Genomic DNA, 16,699 nt, shown 5'->3' with positions numbered 1-16,699 from the left:
CTCCCCTTCCTTCCAAAAGTGATTATGACCTGCCACGCATTATTCCCCCATTAGACTAAGGGATAAACAACGGTGAAAATAAAACGGGTTAGATAAACCATCTAAACACTTGCCGTGCAGAATAGTTCCACATAGTCTTATGTCTTTAATGGATTTTTTCACGGAAAGAAATACTCATTATGCAACGCTTCAGCGGATTAAAGCTCGGTTTACTGCTATTCATCAATCTCGTCAGCACGGCTTGTTTGGCTTCGACGCAACAGCTTGAAGCATTACTCGAGCCGCTGTCTATTGGTGAACGAGCTAACGTCGATAACACTCAGATCATTAACGCTAAGTTACTCTCACGGGTCTATCATGTGCGCCAATATCAAGCGCTCTGGGAGGATAAAGGCTATGCAGCCACGCTGCTCGATGTGATTAAAAGTGCTGATGAGGAAGGTCTTACAAAGGAAGATTACCACTATCCCAAGTTGGTCGAACTTTACCAACAGCTGAGTGCATCGAATTGGCAAGATGAGTACCGCAGCAGTGTATTTGAAGTGCTGCTAACCGATGGCATTATTACCTATGCCATCCATTTACTTAATGGCAAAGTCAATCCCAGTATGCTCGGCAAAACCTGGAACTATGATGAAGCCCATCTGGATTTTGATACCACATTAAAACAGCTTGAAGCCCATATTAAAACGCGTACAGTTGCCGAGGCGATTAAGGGATTAGCGCCTAAGATTACTCCTTATCATCAGCTAAAACAGTATCTTGCCCGTTATAAAGACTTGGCAGCACGTTATCCATTTACGCCCATTCCCTATACGGAAGTCATTAAACCCGGCAGCACTTCCCCCTCGGTACAAAGCATTGCCACACGGCTAAAAGAGTTAGGTTACTTAGCAGCAAGCTCGCCAGCGGAGAATAGCGCCGCCGTGAACGCTCCCTTAATCTACGACAACATTCTTGAAGCCGCGATACGTCAATTTCAAGCAGATCATAGCCTTAAGGCCGATGGCGTGATCGGTGCAGGCACTATGGCCGCGTTGAATGTTCCCTATGCACAAAGGGTCGAGCAGATCCGCATTAACCTCGAGCGTGCCCGCTGGCTATCAGCCAACTTGCCGGCAAACTATCTGCTGGTTAATTTGGCTGGCTACGAATTATTACTATTTAAAGACAATAACTTAAACTGGCGTACCGACATTATCATCGGCAAAATCGACGCAAAGACGCCATTGTTTAAATCCAAATTAAAATATGTGGTCGTGAATCCTACTTGGACGGTGCCAAATAGCATCTCCACCGAAATCATTAATCATCTGCGCAAAGATCCCGATTATCTGCACAAAAAGCACTTTAAAGTGGTTGAAAGTTCAGGCACGCCCGTCGATGCCAGCGGTATAGATTGGCACAGTATGACACGCAAAAACTTCCCCTACTGGTTTGTGCAAGAGCCAGGAGCAGATAACTCACTTGGTTTAGTAAAATTTATCTTCCCAAACCAATATTCGATTTATCTGCATGATACTCCGTCTAAAAATCTATTTGATAAAACGGACAGAGCCTTTAGTCACGGCTGTATTCGGGTAAAAGATCCCTTAGTGCTCGCCGATAAACTCCTGAGTGCTAATGCGAATTGGTCGAGCGAAACACTCAATAACAAACTTGCAGAGGGGAAAACAGAAAACCTGTTTTTAGATGAACCCTTAGATATTTTGATCATGTATTGGACGGCAACGATCAAAAATGGAAAAATCAAGTTTTACAATGATGTATATACACGCGATCCGGTCCTTATCGAGGCATTAAACCGCCCAACCTATGAAGGTGTGTTAGCAGACGACGGCTTGCTTAATACGCTGGACTAAACACTTTCAAATATGTCTTGGTTCATCCCCTTGATAAACGCCCTTCACCCGTGTCGCCATATGGGCAACACGGGGACTCCCTCTAAAAAAACGCTTGTATGAAATCTAATTAAAATCATTTTTATCAGAAAGTTAATCAAAGCCCATTCTTCAAGGTGGCAACAAGAATTGACAAAAATACCAGACTAACCACGCCGCAATCTTTACCTTTACGTAAACTTCATATATCTTGCTTAAAAATGATTAACAAAGGTGCATGAATGAGCGCAACCAACACGCCACAAACGACTTATTCGATCAGTGATCTCTCTAAAGAGTTTGATATCACGACCCGAAGTATTCGTTTTTACGAAGACCAAGGCTTACTTAAGCCAAAACGTCGCGGTCAAACCCGTATTTACAGTCTCAAAGACAGGGTTCGACTCAAACTAATCCTGCGCGGCAAGCGCCTTGGGTTCTCCCTCGCGGAAACCCGACGTCTGTTCGAGCTATACGATGCCGACAAGAGCAGCACCACCCAACTCAATACCATGCTTGCCCTGGTGGAAGAAAAGAAATCCGCGCTACAGCAGCAAATGGACGACATTAAAGTGGTTCTGATGGAGCTGAATTCGGCCGAGCAGCAATGCCGCCTCGCCTTAGAAGAAAGCAAGGCTAAAGCCTAATCCTTCGAGGCTTTGCGAGCATAGCATTAACAAGCACCTCAGTTAGCACGACCGCGTGATAGGGATACATCACGCAAAGCAAGACAAATTTAAAGACTCAAGCACCTAATAATCATAAAAATATAAATTAGAACATCTGAAAGGACACAAGCAATGAACTCACTCTACACCAGTCTCAATTTTGGCCTAGGCGAAGATGTCGATATGCTGCGCGATGCGGTGCACGATTTTGCTCAACACGAAATCGCCCCCATTGCCGCCAAAGTCGACCACGACAACGCCTTCCCTAACGAAATTTGGCCCGTGCTGGGTGGGATGGGGCTTTTAGGTGTCACTGTGCCTGAGGAATACGGCGGCGCAAACATGGGCTACCTCGCCCATGTTGTCGCAATGGAAGAAATTTCCCGCGCTTCAGCCTCTATAGGGTTAAGTTACGGTGCCCACTCTAACCTGTGTGTAAACCAAATTAACCGTAACGGTAATGCTGCACAAAAAGCCAAATATTTACCCCAACTGGTGAGCGGTGAGCATATCGGCGCACTGGCAATGAGTGAGCCCAATGCCGGCTCCGATGTGGTTTCGATGAAGCTGCACGCCCGTAAAGAAGGCGACCGTTATATCCTCAATGGCAACAAAATGTGGATCACCAACGGTCCCGATGCCAATACCTATGTAATTTATGCCAAAACCGACTTAACTAAGGGCGCTCACGGCATCACTGCCTTTATCGTTGAGCGCGGTTTTAAAGGTTTCAGCCAAGCGCAAAAACTCGACAAACTGGGGATGCGCGGTTCAAACACCTGTGAACTGGTGTTTGAAGATGTCGAAGTGCCAGAGGAAAACATTCTCGGCGGCCTAAACAATGGCGTCAAAGTGCTGATGAGTGGCTTAGATTACGAGCGCGTCGTGCTCTCAGGCGGCCCGCTTGGGATTATGAATGCCTGTATGGATATCGTCGTGCCTTATATCCACGAGCGGGAGCAATTTGGTAAATCCATCGGTGAATTCCAATTAGTTCAAGGCAAATTAGCCGACATGTACACAGGTATGAACGCCGCTAAAGCCTATGTGTATAGCGTGGCGAAATCCTGCGATCGCGGTGAAACCACCCGTAAAGACGCGGCGGGTGCCATTCTCTACAGTGCGGAGCTGGCCACCAAAATGGCACTGGATGCCATTCAATTGCTCGGCGGTAACGGTTACGTCAATGAATATGCGACAGGCCGCTTACTGCGCGATGCCAAACTCTATGAGATCGGTGCTGGCACCTCAGAAATTCGCCGTATGCTGATTGGCCGCGAGCTCTATAACGAATCGAAATAAGCAACCTAGGGCGAACGGCGCATGATGAGCTTAAGCCCTTCATGCTCCCTCGCCTCACCGAGCCAACTGATACTGAGTTACCGCTTTATAAGGACAATCAACGTGACGCAATTAAGCAGTCGTATCAACGCCCGTAGCGATGAATTTAAAGCCAAATCCGACGATATGGCCGCCCTCGTGGCCGATCTCAAAACCAAACTCGCCAAAATCGAACTCGGCGGCGGCCCCGTTGCCCTTGAGCGTCATTTATCCCGCGGTAAACTCCTGCCCCGTCAACGGGTTGAGAAACTGCTAGACGCAGGTTCGCCCTTTTTAGAATTGTCGCAATTTGCGGCATTTGAAGTCTATGACGAAGAAGTGCCCGCCGCAGGCATCATTGCAGGCATTGGCCGCGTGAGTGGCGTCGAGTGCATGATTATCGCTAACGATGCCACGGTTAAAGGTGGCACTTATTACCCGATTACCGTTAAAAAACATCTACGCGCCCAAGAAATTGCCAGCCGCTGCCATCTGCCCTGTATCTATTTAGTCGACTCGGGCGGCGCCAACTTGCCTCGTCAGGATGAAGTGTTCCCAGACCGCGATCATTTCGGCCGGATTTTCTACAACCAAGCGCAAATGTCCGCTAAAGGTATCCCCCAAATTGCGGTGGTAATGGGTCTGTGTACCGCGGGCGGCGCCTATGTGCCAGCGATGGCCGATGAATCGATTATCGTTAAAGAACAAGGCACTATCTTCTTAGCGGGGCCGCCGTTAGTGAAAGCAGCGACCGGTGAAGAAGTCAGCGCCGAAGAACTTGGCGGTGCCGATGTACACACTAAAATTTCAGGTGTGGCGGACCACTTAGCCCAAAACGATGAGCATGCCTTAGAGCTTGCCCGCCGCGCGGTATCGCGCCTAAATCATCAAAAACAAATCAGCAGCCTACTGAGCCCAGTTAAGCCACCGAAGTTTGATATCAACGAACTCTACGGCATCGTCGGCACCGACTTGAAAAAGCCTTTCGATGTCAAAGAAGTCATCGCCCGCATCGTCGATGATTCGGATTTTGATGAGTTTAAAGCCAACTATGGTGCGACCTTAGTCTGTGGTTTTGCCCGTATTCACGGCTATCCGGTAGGGATTGTCGCCAACAACGGCATTTTATTCTCCGAATCGGCGCAAAAAGGTGCGCACTTTATCGAGCTGTGCTGCCAGCGCAAAATTCCGCTATTGTTCCTGCAAAACATCACCGGCTTTATGGTGGGTAAAAAGTACGAACACGAAGGTATAGCCAAGCACGGCGCCAAGATGGTAACCGCAGTATCCTGCGCCAATGTGCCTAAATTCACTGTGATTATCGGTGGCAGCTACGGTGCGGGTAACTACGGCATGTGTGGCCGCGCCTTCGAGCCGACCATGATGTGGATGTGGCCCAATGCGCGCATCTCTGTAATGGGTGGCGAGCAAGCCGCTGGCGTATTAGCCACAGTGCGTCGCGACGGTTTAGCTCGTAAAGGCGAAGCATGGTCTGCTGAGGATGAAAAGGCCTTCAAGGCACCGATTATTGCCCAGTACGATAAAGAGGGTCATCCCTACCATGCCAGTGCCCGCCTGTGGGATGACGGTATTATCGACCCAGCGCAAACCCGTGATGTAGTGGGCCTTGCCCTGTCAGCCGCATTAAATGCCCCTATCGAAGACACCCGCTTCGGCGTCTTCCGTATGTAACGCATCTTGCGATGCCTTACGTATCACTCATAGAGGGAATAACGATGACGGGAATAATAATGACTGACACACAACACCAGAACACTAGCACTCAATCCTTAGGCCATTTGCAACATGTAAGCTACGCGCTGAATAACGGCGTGGGCGAGTTAATTCTTAACAGAGCCGAAGTGCACAACGCCTTCGATGAGGTGATGATCAGCAAAATGATCGCTGTGCTTAGCTATTTTGCTGAGCACCAAGACTGCAAACTGCTGGTATTAAAAGCCAATGGCAAAAACTTCAGCGCTGGTGCCGACTTAAATTGGATGCGCAAACAAGCCAAGATGGATTTTGATCAAAACCTGAATGACGCCAAGGCGCTGGCCAAGCTGATGCAGGATCTAGATACCTTTCCAAAACCTACTATCGCCTTAGTCCAAGGGGCGGCCTTTGGCGGCGCGCTTGGGTTAATCTGCGCCAGTGATATTGCCATCGCCACCGAGCGCGCAAGCTTCTGCTTAAGCGAAGTCAAACTTGGGCTGATCCCTGCGGTAATTAGCCCCTACGTTGCTCGCGCCATGGGTAATCGCGCCTCACGCCGCTATATGCTGACTGCGGAGCGTTTTGATGCGCAAACGGCACTTAAACTCAATGTTATCCATGAGATAAACGACGATTTGGCGGCCGCAGTGCAGCCGATTATCACCGCGCTGCTCGCCAACAGTCCGCAGGGAATGGCGTGGGTGAAGACACTACTCGCCCGCCTCGAAGACGGCGTAATAGACCAAGATACGATTGATTACACCAGCGAGCGCATCGCCCGCATTCGGGTATCTGATGAAGGCCAAGAAGGTTTAAACGCCTTTTTTGAGAAACGTCAGCCGAACTGGCACACGCCAACCGATACCCAAGGAGCACTTTAATGTTGACCAAGCAGATGTTGACTAACAGCATGTTCACTAAGCTTTTAATTGCTAACCGTGGTGAAATTGCCTGCCGCATTATCAAAACCGCGCAGGCCATGGGCGTTCGCACCGTAGCCTTATATTCCGATGCCGATAAAAATGCCCGCCATGTTGCCATGGCCGACGAATCGTTTTACTTAGGTGGCAGCGCCCCGGCGGATTCTTACCTGAAGGGCGACTTGATTATTGAAATCGCCAAAAAAGCTCATGCACAAGCCATTCACCCAGGTTATGGTTTTTTATCTGAAAACGCCGACTTTGCCCGCAAATGTGAGGCGGCCGGAATCGTATTTGTTGGCCCTGGCAGCGATGCTATCGATGCCATGGGCAGCAAGAGTGCGGCCAAAGCGATTATGACGGCAGCGCAAGTGCCTTTAGTGCCCGGTTACCATGGTGACGATCAAACCGATGCCACCCTCAAGGCCGAAGCCTTAAAAATCGGCTTCCCCATGCTGATAAAAGCCGCCTACGGTGGCGGTGGCAAAGGTATGCGTATAGTTGAAAATGAAGGCGAAATCATGGACGCCATCAACTCGGCGCGCCGTGAAGCAGCCTCCTCCTTCGGTAACGATAAATTATTGCTGGAGCGTTACTTGCGCCAGCCTCGCCATGTCGAAGTGCAAGTATTTGCCGATACCTTTGGCAATGCGATTTACCTATCGGATCGCGACTGTTCGATTCAGCGCCGCCATCAAAAAGTGGTAGAAGAAGCGCCAGCCCCAGGTTTAAGTGATGAACTGCGCGCCCAAATGGGTGAAGCTGCCGTGGCCGCCGCCAAGGCTATCGATTATGTCGGTGCGGGAACCGTTGAATTCCTGTTAGATACCGACAATCGCTTCTACTTTATGGAGATGAATACCCGTCTGCAGGTAGAACACCCAGTAACCGAAATGGTGACGGGCCAAGACTTAGTCAAATGGCAGTTAATGGTCGCCAGTGGTCAACCTTTACCGCTCAAACAGGACGAAGTGCGTATCCATGGGCACGCCTTTGAGGTACGTATTTACGCCGAAGATCCGCAAAATGAGTTTTTACCCGCCAGCGGTAAGCTCAATTTCCTGCGCGAACCCGAGCAAAGCAAATACGTGCGTATCGATTCCGGCATTCGTGAAAACGATGTGATCAGTAACTTTTATGATCCGATGATCGCCAAACTGATTGTGTGGGATGAGTCGCGTCCGCGCGCGCTGCAACGCCTAGTGCATGCCCTCGAGTCCTACCAAATCAGCGGGCTTAAGCACAATATTGAATTTTTGGCCAATATTGCCGAGCATCCCGCCTTTGCCAAGGCCGACTTTAGCACCGACTTTATCAACCGTTACGGCGATGCGCTGATTGGCAGTGCTTCGAGCGAAGCCGACACTGCACTTGCCTTTGCCGCGCTGTATCAAGTACTTGCCCGTAAAGAAGCCGCCAAGGCACAGGCGATTAATAGTGCCGATCCTTACTCGCCTTGGGGCCAAGTCAGTGGCTTTAGACTCAACAGTGTCAGCCAACATTCTATTGCCCTGCTCGACGATGCCCACGAGTTACAACAATTGGTGCTATTAGACTTTGGTGATCACTACCAATTATCCCAATCCGCAGCCGATGGCCAAGTGAGTAAATCCCTTAGTGGTGAGCTTAAGCAGGATTTACTGTTAGCCGAAATCAACGGCCATAAGAGTAAAGTGCCAGTCAGTGCTCAGGGCGATGATTTTACGCTGTTTTTACCCTCGGGCAGTTATCACTTCAGGGCGGTCAAAACCCAAGTGGTTGAGGCAGAATCGAGCAACGAAGATAAGCTCAAAGCCCCAATGAACGGCACAGTCGTCACCCACTTAGTGGAAGTCGGTGCAGAGGTTAAGGCAGGACAAGGGCTACTGGTGATGGAAGCGATGAAGATGGAATACACCATCGAAGCGCCCTTCGACGGTATCGTCACTGAGTTCTACTTTAAGGCAGGTGAGCTAGTGAGCGATGGCGCAGTGCTGCTCCATGTCGAGCCCAAAGCCCAGAGCGAGGAAGCTTAAATGTCTGCGCTGGATCTTGCGAACTTAGGCTCTACCTCGTTAAACGCGACCTCGGATAGGGTTAGCCTGTTCGAGATGGGGCCCCGTGATGGCTTGCAGAATGAAGCTGCCGTCCCAACACAGGCCAAAGTCGCCTTGATTGAATCCCTCGCCGATGCGGGCGTGAAGCGAATTGAAGCAGGCAGTTTTGTGTCACCCAAATGGGTGCCACAAATGGCCGATAGCGGCGAAGTATTGCGCCAAATTCGCCGCCAAGCGGACGTGGTTTACAGCGCCCTCACCCCTAATGTCAAAGGCTTAGAGCTGGCGCTGGATGCAAAAGCTTCCGAAGTCGCTATCTTTGGTGCGGCATCACAAAGCTTTAGTCAACGCAATATCAACTGTTCGATTGAAGAGTCGATTGAACGCTTTATCCCGTTGATGGATATGGCAAAAGCCGCCAATATCCCCGTGCGTGGCTATGTGTCCTGCGTTTTAGGTTGCCCCTATGAAGGGGAAATCACGGCGAGTGAAGTGGCAAGAGTGTCTGAAATCCTTTACAAAATGGGCTGTTACGAAATTTCACTCGGCGACACTATCGGTGTAGGCACGCCGTTAAAAGCCCGTAAAATGCTGCAAGCCGTGATGGAGCGCGTGCCGGTTGAAAAGCTTGCCCTGCACTTCCACGACACCTATGGCCAAGCATTAGCCAATATTACCGCCTGTCTCGATTTAGGCGTGCGTAGCTTTGACGCCTCAGTGGCAGGCCTAGGTGGTTGCCCGTATGCAAAAGGCGCCTCAGGCAATCTGGCGAGTGAAGACTTAGTCTACATGCTCCACGGTCTGGGCTTAAACACGGGTATCGATTTAGAAAAACTGGCATTAGCGGGTTTTGGGATCAGCAAACAATTAAATCGTCTTAATGGCTCTAAAGTCGCCAATGCAATCTTGCAGGGCGCCAAAGCCTAGGTGCTTGGTGCTAGGTGCTAGGTGCTAGGTGCTAGGTGCTAGAAATGATTGGACACGAATAACAATTTAAAGGACATCAAAATGGCAGGACTCAATAAAGTCGTCAGCAGCTATGAAGAAGCGTTAACAGGTTTATCCGATCATATGACCATTATGGTTGGCGGTTTTGGCCTGTGCGGTATTCCTGAAGGCTTAATCAATCAAATGGTTAAGATGGGCGTTAAGGGCTTAACCGCCATTTCAAACAACGCTGGTGTGGATGATTTCGGTCTGGGCTTATTGTTAAAACACCGCCAGATTTCGACCATGATCGCCTCCTACGTGGGTGAAAATGCTACCTTCGAGCAGCAAATGCTCTCGGGCGAACTGAATGTGATTTTAACGCCGCAGGGCACGCTGGCGGAAAAAATCCGCGCGGGCGGTGCAGGCATTCCGGCATTCTTTACCGCCACAGGCTACGGCACCCCCGTGGCTGATGGCAAAGAAACCCGTGAAATCAAAGGCCGTCACTATGTGTTAGAAGAATCACTGACCGCCGATTTTGCCCTCGTTCGCGCTTGGAAGGCCGATACTATGGGTAACTTAGTGTTCCGCAAAACCGCCGCTAACTTTAACCCTATGATGGCAACCGCGGGCAAAATCACGGTAGTGGAAGCCGAGTTTATTGTAGAACCGGGCGAGCTCGATCCTGATCATATCCATACTCCCGGCATTTATGTTGATCGCGTTATCCAAGGCAAGTTCGAGAAACGTATCGAGCAGCGCACGGTAAAAGCGGCGAAATAAGAAGCGCGAACGATTAACAACGCAAGCTAAAGCGACAGAGTCTTGGCTCAAACTAGAGCCCAAAGTAAAAGCCCAAAAATTGAGGCCAATAGCGACTCTAGGTAAAGGAAGGATAAAGATCATGGCATTATCAAGAGAACAACTGGCACAGCGCGTTGCCAAAGAATTACAAGACGGCTACTACGTCAACCTCGGTATTGGTATTCCCACGCTCGTGGCTAACTATATTCCCGAAGGTATGGAAGTGATGCTGCAATCGGAAAACGGCCTGCTCGGCATGGGGGAATTTCCGACGGAAGAAACCATAGATCCAGATTTAATTAACGCCGGTAAACAAACCGTCACTGCGGTAAAAGGTGCCTCGTTTTTCTCCTCCGCCGAAAGCTTTGCCATGATCCGTGGCGGCCATGTGGACTTAACCGTACTCGGCGCCTTTGAGGTCGATGTGAATGGTTCTATCGCCTCATGGATGATCCCAGGCAAGCTTATCAAGGGCATGGGCGGCGCAATGGATTTAGTGGCGGGTGCCGAAAATATTATCGTCACTATGATGCACGCCGATAAGTACGGTAACTCCAAGCTGTTACCCGTGTGCGAATTACCCCTCACAGGTTACGGCTGCATCAAACGTGTTGTCACCGATTTAGCCTTTATCGAGATTAAAGATGGCGCCTTCCATCTGTTAGAGCGCGCCCCCGGTGTCAGCGTTGAAGAAATTGTTAGCAAAACCGCTGGCAAATTAATCGTGCCAGACCATGTACCAGAAATGGTGTTTTAAGCGTTCTTTAAAATGCGCAAATAACCTATAGCAATAAGGCTTGAAACTTACGTTAGATTGAAGCTTTAGCCTAAAAAGTGTTGAGTGTTAACCGATTTTTTTAGTTTTAAAAAGCCCAGAAGATGATTCTGGGCTTTTTATTGCTCTGCTTAACCCATTGAACCTGTCAAGTGCGACAGCACTTATGCTCTGGCGACACGCCGTAAACCCATCCTTGGGGGCTCAACGAAAAAGTCCCTTTTTTCGATGGTCGCCAACGCATCAGTGCAGTTTGCTGCAATGCTCTGCATATTCCCCCCTGCTTTACAAATCGTGTGCATTGGTGACTTGTATAGCCGTTTTACTTCACAGTTAGCCACCTTGTATGCCGTTACGGTAAACTCGCCGCAGCCAAAATAGTAAGGATACTCAAGTTGTTAGCTAAATATCTTAATGTTGGTGAGAAATAAAGTTTCATACTAAACTGTCAATTAACTCGGTTCGAACCGTTTAAGATTAAACGTGGCCAAAAATACAGATTCATACTAGTTGCTACTACCAAGTCCAAACCAAGCTACAACTGAGTATTAAAGTATCATACTCGTTGTAACTCTCTTCGGGACAAAACCTTGCTAAATTTTTTACTCTACTTCGTTGGTTTCGGATTAATATTTCTATGGGATAACGCCGCCATATGGGGCACAAAAGGCTTCGCTAAAATTAGGAACAAAGGGACACAAACCAGCTTTATGTGTCCCTTCATAATGACTTTTTTATACCCTTATAATTCCAGTTCCTGGAGTTCTCAAGGCTTTTAGCCATTCAGAAACCTTATCCCCATTCACCTCTTTAATTGGATATTTGCGAGCTGAAATAGTAGTTCTAGCACCTGGGCTAAACTCCGATGTAGTAACTAGTAAACCTGTTTGAGCTTGCGCGTCGAGGACGTCAGTATATAACCCCTTAATAGTAACTTTATCAATCTTTGTTTTATAGCGTTTACACTGAATAATGAATTCTGGATGTGTTTGTACTGTGTCTTTCCAAACACGAATATCAACACCATCATCATTTGTACCAGGACCAAGCTCTACTTTATAGCCCGATTTACTGAAACACTCACTAATTAACTCTTCGAATTTACGCCAGTGAATATCACCAAGTTTAGCGTGATTGTTAGACAAGAAATTAAGAAACCTTTGATCTAAAAAACTCCCATGCGATACTACTGGCTGATATTTATCAAACAGGTCATTCAGATCAATTATATCTTTCCATTCTTCCCACCTTCCAGATGTATGAGGACTATTCTGAAAATGGGTATCATACATTTGTATCAATTCAAGAAGATCTTTAGCTCCGGACTTATCATATTTGTCCATTACTTCGGCAATCATAGGTCTAGGATCAATGGAACTCTGACCATTTTTTATCGCTATCTCGACTCCTAATTCATAGTGCTTACTGTAAATACTCTGAATATCAGCAATGTAATCGAAACCTTTTTCTTTCAACCTATTTGTGAAAAACAGTGATTGAGTAAACAACGGAGGTCTCGGTGTATTCGTAACACCAATTTTATATAAAAGTTGATAGTATAAATCTTCGTAATCCTCAGATCGTATTGCAATACCATCGATTTCAGATTTCAATATTGAATCAGCGTACGAAGTACCTGAAAGTAAATCACACATTTGTTCAATTGATGTTGCCAAGCCAGCTTTATAACCGATAATCTCATGAAGATGATCAGATAAGTTACCAGGAGAAAAAGAAATCCTTGCCATAATCACACTCCATCAATGAGGGATATATTTTACACACGGGGCTGCGCATCAGCCCAAACATATGTTTTTACTATCTTTTTATTATCGCGGCACCTTTGGTGTTGTGAGGCCCAAACGTCAAAATTTTGACCTGCAATGGGGATTGAGAAATAGTTCTCCATAACAGTTCGGTAAAATCACTCATCGTAGATATCGCATAAGTTAAAATATCAACAGATGATGATTCATCATTCGAAAGATCAAAAAATGAGTCGGTTTGCTTTTTAAAATCACTAAAATATTTAAAATTATTTCTATCGATCTTAATAAATTCTGGTGATTTGGGTATTGGCGCAACTACTAATGGTAAAAACTGGTCGTTAGGAAGTAGTAGTGTAGTCGTGCGAATATAATTTCGCTTATTCGATATGGCGATTGGGCATGCGTGCATTACTAAATCTCGATATATTCCGAGCTTGTTAACCCAACCATTTTTGTTACAAATTTCTTTATAAAATAACTCATATTCTGTCAAATTGGTTCTTTCTTTAAAAAATTTATTAAATATTTTTGATGTTGTATTCATATTTAAAATACCCCCTTTTAAATGAGAGGGGACTACATAATGAAAAACAAACTCAGAGATATAATCTCTTAATACACACGCATCGTATAAAAAATGTTGGAATTTGGCATATATATCATCGGAAAAACCATTGATGAACTTATTATCTGGTTTAAAACTCTCAACAATAGAAAACAATTGATTCCTATATGCTAAAGATAGTTCTCTAAGGGTTTGATTTAGTAGTGTTGCCTGATGCGATATTCTCTTTGATAAGTCCCACAAATGCCCGTTTTGTTGAGTATAAGCCTCATTACCGATATTGCTCCATGTCCAGCATGCTTCAATGTTTGCCCAGGACATGTTGTTATAAGTATTACAAAATCTCCATTCGATAGGCATTTTACCCTCTATTTGGTGAGCATGATGAATAAAATCAACACCAACAATTTTGCCAAGATTACACTTATCGACTACACGATATAGTTTTTTAAAATCATCTATTTTGAAGACAGCTTGTTTTTTATCGAGCGTATGCGGATATAGTATTACAGACTTTGGGTCTTCTGGAGCATTAACTAAAAAAGCACCACCCAATAGATGTATTTCTCTATATACGATTGGCCAATCATTGGTTTTAGGTTCTATCATAAATTATTCTTAAAAAGCTAACGCCCCTCTTGATTGACTTATGAGCATTACGATTCATAGGAATAGTGCTTGTTTTCAAGTTCGCTCATAGAAGACAGTGTGATTTCAAAACGCTTAAACAGAGCAAAGAAATCATTGATGCTCATATCCTTGCTCACACGTCTTAGTGCAATAGGGCTGTCTTCTGCTCCTGAAACATCATTAAGGTTACGGGTTGTAGAATCAATTAGAAACTCTACAAAAACAGGCTCATTGTGTTCACAATGGTTTTCACCAATATACACTTTTATACCTACTAAGTTTTCCTGCTCATCGATAAAACCGTTTTCACTTAGCCATTTTGTGGCATCACCAAAATCTGCGTTATCTGCAGCAGATGAACCTTGCAAATCATTGTATTGAACTGATGCTTTAAATTTTTCTGTTGTCATTACTCTGGACTCGAATTAGTGGTGCTAACGTCTTAGTACTTATGCGCTGCGCTGTTTGCTGGGCATAAATCGTTTGTTGGACTTGGCCGTTGCCACATCCATGTCAATTGGTATAAATGATGCTATAGGAATTTGCTTTTTTGCGGTAGCGGTTTTTTATACAGTTTGATGGGTAATCACTTGATATTGTTTTAGCTTTCTCATTCTTTTACGCTTATTTTTTGCTGATGAATCGCTATCTAACGACTCAAAACTCCAAGGAATACACCTCCCCTCGGAGTTGCCGCGGGGCGAATAGACAAATTGCGTGAGTCTCGCCATGGATGGCGAGCTAGCTTTCGCAGGTGCAGGGACGCATCCTTCGGAAGCGATAGCAAATTTGTCAATGAGCACAAGGAGCTTTCAACTCCGTTGGGGCGTCTTGGAGCATCCAAGGAGGATAGGACGAGCAGTCCTCCTTGGTCAGGTGTGGGGTGAAGCCCCACGACTTTGATTTTGATTAAAAAATTCAAACTACGAAAAAGATGGGATACATCACTTCTAAGTCAAACCATCAACTTTTCTATAAGCAAAGCTTTACTTGGCCTATTCCTTTTTTGAACTGCGAAACACACTTTGGGGCATAATGGGTTTAGAAATGGCAGCGTACCTATGAGCTAGCTGCCATTTTAGTATGATACTTTAATACTCAGTATGAGACTTTATTACTCTCCCACACTTAATAAACGCAGCCGCAAACATATGCGCAATTATGCTGCAACGACAGGGATCGGCGGATTGAAGATGCGGCCGATGACGTGTTAACCCACACATTAACCAGAATACAAACGAGAGGACAACGGATGTACCAGATTGCGATTGTGATATTTGATGAATTTACCGATATCGATTTCTTTTTAATGCGCGATATTCTCGGCCGCACAACAACCGACTGGACAGTCAAAGTACTCGGGACCAAACCTAGCCACAGGTCGAGTTTGGGGATGACGGTAGAAACCGATGGTCATGTCGCGCAAGTCGCCGATGCTGACGTGGTATTATTCAGCAGTGGCTACAAAGGCGTACCTGCCGCGCTTGCGGATCCTGAGTTTATGTCGGCCCTTAAATTAGATCCCACACGGCAATTGCTTGGCAGTATTTGTGCGGGGTCATTTTTCTTTGCCAAGTTAGGCTTACTCGACAATATCTCGGCAACGACTCACCCCGATGCCAAACCCGCATTGGTAGCCATGGGCGTGGAGGTGGAAGACTCTGCTCTGGTGATCAATGGCAATATTGCCACCGCGGGAGGTTGTCTGTCCTCACTCTATTTAACGGGTTGGGTTGCGGAGCGCTTGTTCGACAGTGCGAAACGCCGCGAAATTCATCGGCAACTGATCCCCGCAGGCCAAGCCGATGTTTTTGAAGCTTTAATCGAATCCTCCATTACCTCGGCCATTCGCTAATATGGTGTGCAATCCACTGGATAAAGGGCGCTATTATGACACTCAAAGCACTACTTAATCAGTTAAAAACTGAGCACAAGATCACCAGCGCAGCTGAACTTGCGGCGCTATTGGCGCAAGATAAGGCGCTACTTCAGCAGATCAAGCAAGCGGATGCGCAGTATTGGGTCAACTTTAGCAAGCAGACATTTGATGGTTGGTACTGCGTCGCCACGCCATCGAATGCCAGCTACCATGTGTACTATCAAGAGCGTGGGCAACATTGCTGGGGAGAAGAAGTGTTTAGCGATCAATATTTGGCAATCGCTACGGTGATTTTTGAGTCAGGACTGTTTCACGCTGAATAAAGGCATCATAAGTCTGAATAACTTTCGATGAGTTAGGCTGAGCACTTAATGCCAAGGCTTTATACCTAAACTCGATTCTGCAGGCTAGGGCGTGTTGACGTTTCGAGATTAGATTTTGTTCGTTCTGGCAAGCACGTGCTCGCGAAACGAGGAATGATGTGTAGTTATTCTACTCAAATGACGAGCGGCTCTTATGACAGAAAGTAAGAGCAAGGGCTTGCCAGACGAACCCCTCGGGCAGCATTTGGCTGGCTTTTCTGCCGCGTTATCGTCCGTTTATGTAGAATAACTACACTGCACGGACTTTGCCTTGCATAAAAGCCAGCCAAATTGCTGCAAAAATAACCCTGAAACGTCAACACGCCCTAATAACAAAGCCATTAATCTGCTCGTCACTTAACAGTATTGATGGCTTTTCATCTGAATGACTTACTGTTAAGGTGATGTTTTTATAAGCAATTGACGTTCTACTTCAACGCGACAA

At 46.6% G+C, this 16,699-nt stretch carries 14 protein-coding genes; 11 read left to right on the top strand and 3 right to left on the bottom strand.

Translation table 11 applies throughout. The annotated features are described in order from the left end of the window. The first annotated feature begins 179 nt into the window (after positions 1-179). The 9 genes from H9J30_RS14430 (at position 180) to H9J30_RS14390 (ending at position 11,031) form a co-directional block, all read left to right on the top strand. Positions 180-1,862 carry a L,D-transpeptidase family protein gene (locus H9J30_RS14430; protein ID WP_240131621.1) on the top strand — a complete coding sequence of 561 codons (1,683 nt, stop codon included), beginning with the start codon at positions 180-182 and terminating at the stop codon, positions 1,860-1,862. A 260-nt stretch (positions 1,863-2,122) separates the two neighbouring features. Further along, positions 2,123-2,527: a MerR family transcriptional regulator gene (locus H9J30_RS14425; protein ID WP_011623082.1), complete on the top strand. Its 405-nt coding sequence runs from the start codon at positions 2,123-2,125 to the stop codon at positions 2,525-2,527. Positions 2,528-2,680: 153 nt separating this feature from the next. After that, the gene (locus H9J30_RS14420) at positions 2,681-3,850 is read left to right on the top strand and encodes an isovaleryl-CoA dehydrogenase (RefSeq protein WP_240131620.1); all 1,170 of its coding nucleotides are present in this window, start codon (positions 2,681-2,683) and stop codon (positions 3,848-3,850) included. A gap of 102 nt (positions 3,851-3,952) precedes the next feature. Further along, entirely contained in the window at positions 3,953-5,560 is a 1,608-nt protein-coding gene (locus H9J30_RS14415) for a carboxyl transferase domain-containing protein (protein ID WP_240131619.1), read from the top strand. A gap of 59 nt (positions 5,561-5,619) precedes the next feature. Further along, positions 5,620-6,465, top strand: coding sequence for an enoyl-CoA hydratase-related protein (locus H9J30_RS14410; RefSeq protein WP_240131618.1), 846 nt, complete (start codon positions 5,620-5,622; stop codon positions 6,463-6,465). A 14-nt stretch (positions 6,466-6,479) separates the two neighbouring features. Beyond that, positions 6,480-8,519, top strand: a complete 2,040-nt coding sequence (locus H9J30_RS14405) for an acetyl/propionyl/methylcrotonyl-CoA carboxylase subunit alpha (protein WP_240131694.1) — start codon at positions 6,480-6,482, stop codon at positions 8,517-8,519. Continuing rightward, positions 8,520-9,467, top strand: a complete 948-nt coding sequence (locus H9J30_RS14400) for a hydroxymethylglutaryl-CoA lyase (RefSeq protein ID WP_240131617.1) — start codon at positions 8,520-8,522, stop codon at positions 9,465-9,467. A gap of 81 nt (positions 9,468-9,548) precedes the next feature. Then, entirely contained in the window at positions 9,549-10,253 is a 705-nt protein-coding gene (locus tag H9J30_RS14395) for a CoA transferase subunit A (RefSeq protein ID WP_240131616.1), read from the top strand. A gap of 121 nt (positions 10,254-10,374) precedes the next feature. Further along, positions 10,375-11,031, top strand: coding sequence for a 3-oxoacid CoA-transferase subunit B (locus H9J30_RS14390; RefSeq protein WP_011071998.1), 657 nt, complete (start codon positions 10,375-10,377; stop codon positions 11,029-11,031). Between the two features lie 752 nt (positions 11,032-11,783). Here the strand turns inward: H9J30_RS14390 and H9J30_RS14385 are convergent. The 3 genes from H9J30_RS14385 to H9J30_RS14375 all read right to left on the bottom strand — a co-directional run bounded on the left by H9J30_RS14385 (position 11,784) and on the right by H9J30_RS14375 (position 14,423). Further along, positions 11,784-12,797 carry a restriction endonuclease gene (locus tag H9J30_RS14385; RefSeq protein WP_240131615.1) on the bottom strand — a complete coding sequence of 338 codons (1,014 nt, stop codon included), beginning with the start codon at positions 12,795-12,797 and terminating at the stop codon, positions 11,784-11,786. 70 nt (positions 12,798-12,867) lie between these two features. Then, positions 12,868-13,992, bottom strand: coding sequence for a hypothetical protein (locus H9J30_RS14380; protein WP_240131614.1), 1,125 nt, complete (start codon positions 13,990-13,992; stop codon positions 12,868-12,870). A gap of 47 nt (positions 13,993-14,039) precedes the next feature. Beyond that, complete coding sequence (locus H9J30_RS14375; protein WP_240131613.1) at positions 14,040-14,423, bottom strand: hypothetical protein; 384 nt, start codon at positions 14,421-14,423, stop codon at positions 14,040-14,042. A gap of 842 nt (positions 14,424-15,265) precedes the next feature. Between H9J30_RS14375 and H9J30_RS14370 the strand changes: the two genes are divergently transcribed. Together H9J30_RS14370 and H9J30_RS14365 are read left to right on the top strand one after the other, a co-directional pair. Continuing rightward, positions 15,266-15,868 (top strand): DJ-1/PfpI family protein, encoded by a 603-nt coding sequence (locus tag H9J30_RS14370; protein ID WP_240131612.1) that lies wholly within the window; start codon positions 15,266-15,268, stop codon positions 15,866-15,868. A gap of 35 nt (positions 15,869-15,903) precedes the next feature. Further along, entirely contained in the window at positions 15,904-16,215 is a 312-nt protein-coding gene (locus H9J30_RS14365; RefSeq protein ID WP_240131611.1) for a cytoplasmic protein, read from the top strand. Positions 16,216-16,699: the final 484 nt, after the last annotated feature.

Origin of the sequence: Shewanella cutis (genome assembly GCF_022410515.1) — a bacterium.
Taxonomy (GTDB): domain Bacteria; phylum Pseudomonadota; class Gammaproteobacteria; order Enterobacterales; family Shewanellaceae; genus Shewanella; species Shewanella cutis.
This window is presented reverse-complemented; position numbering and strand designations above follow the sequence as displayed.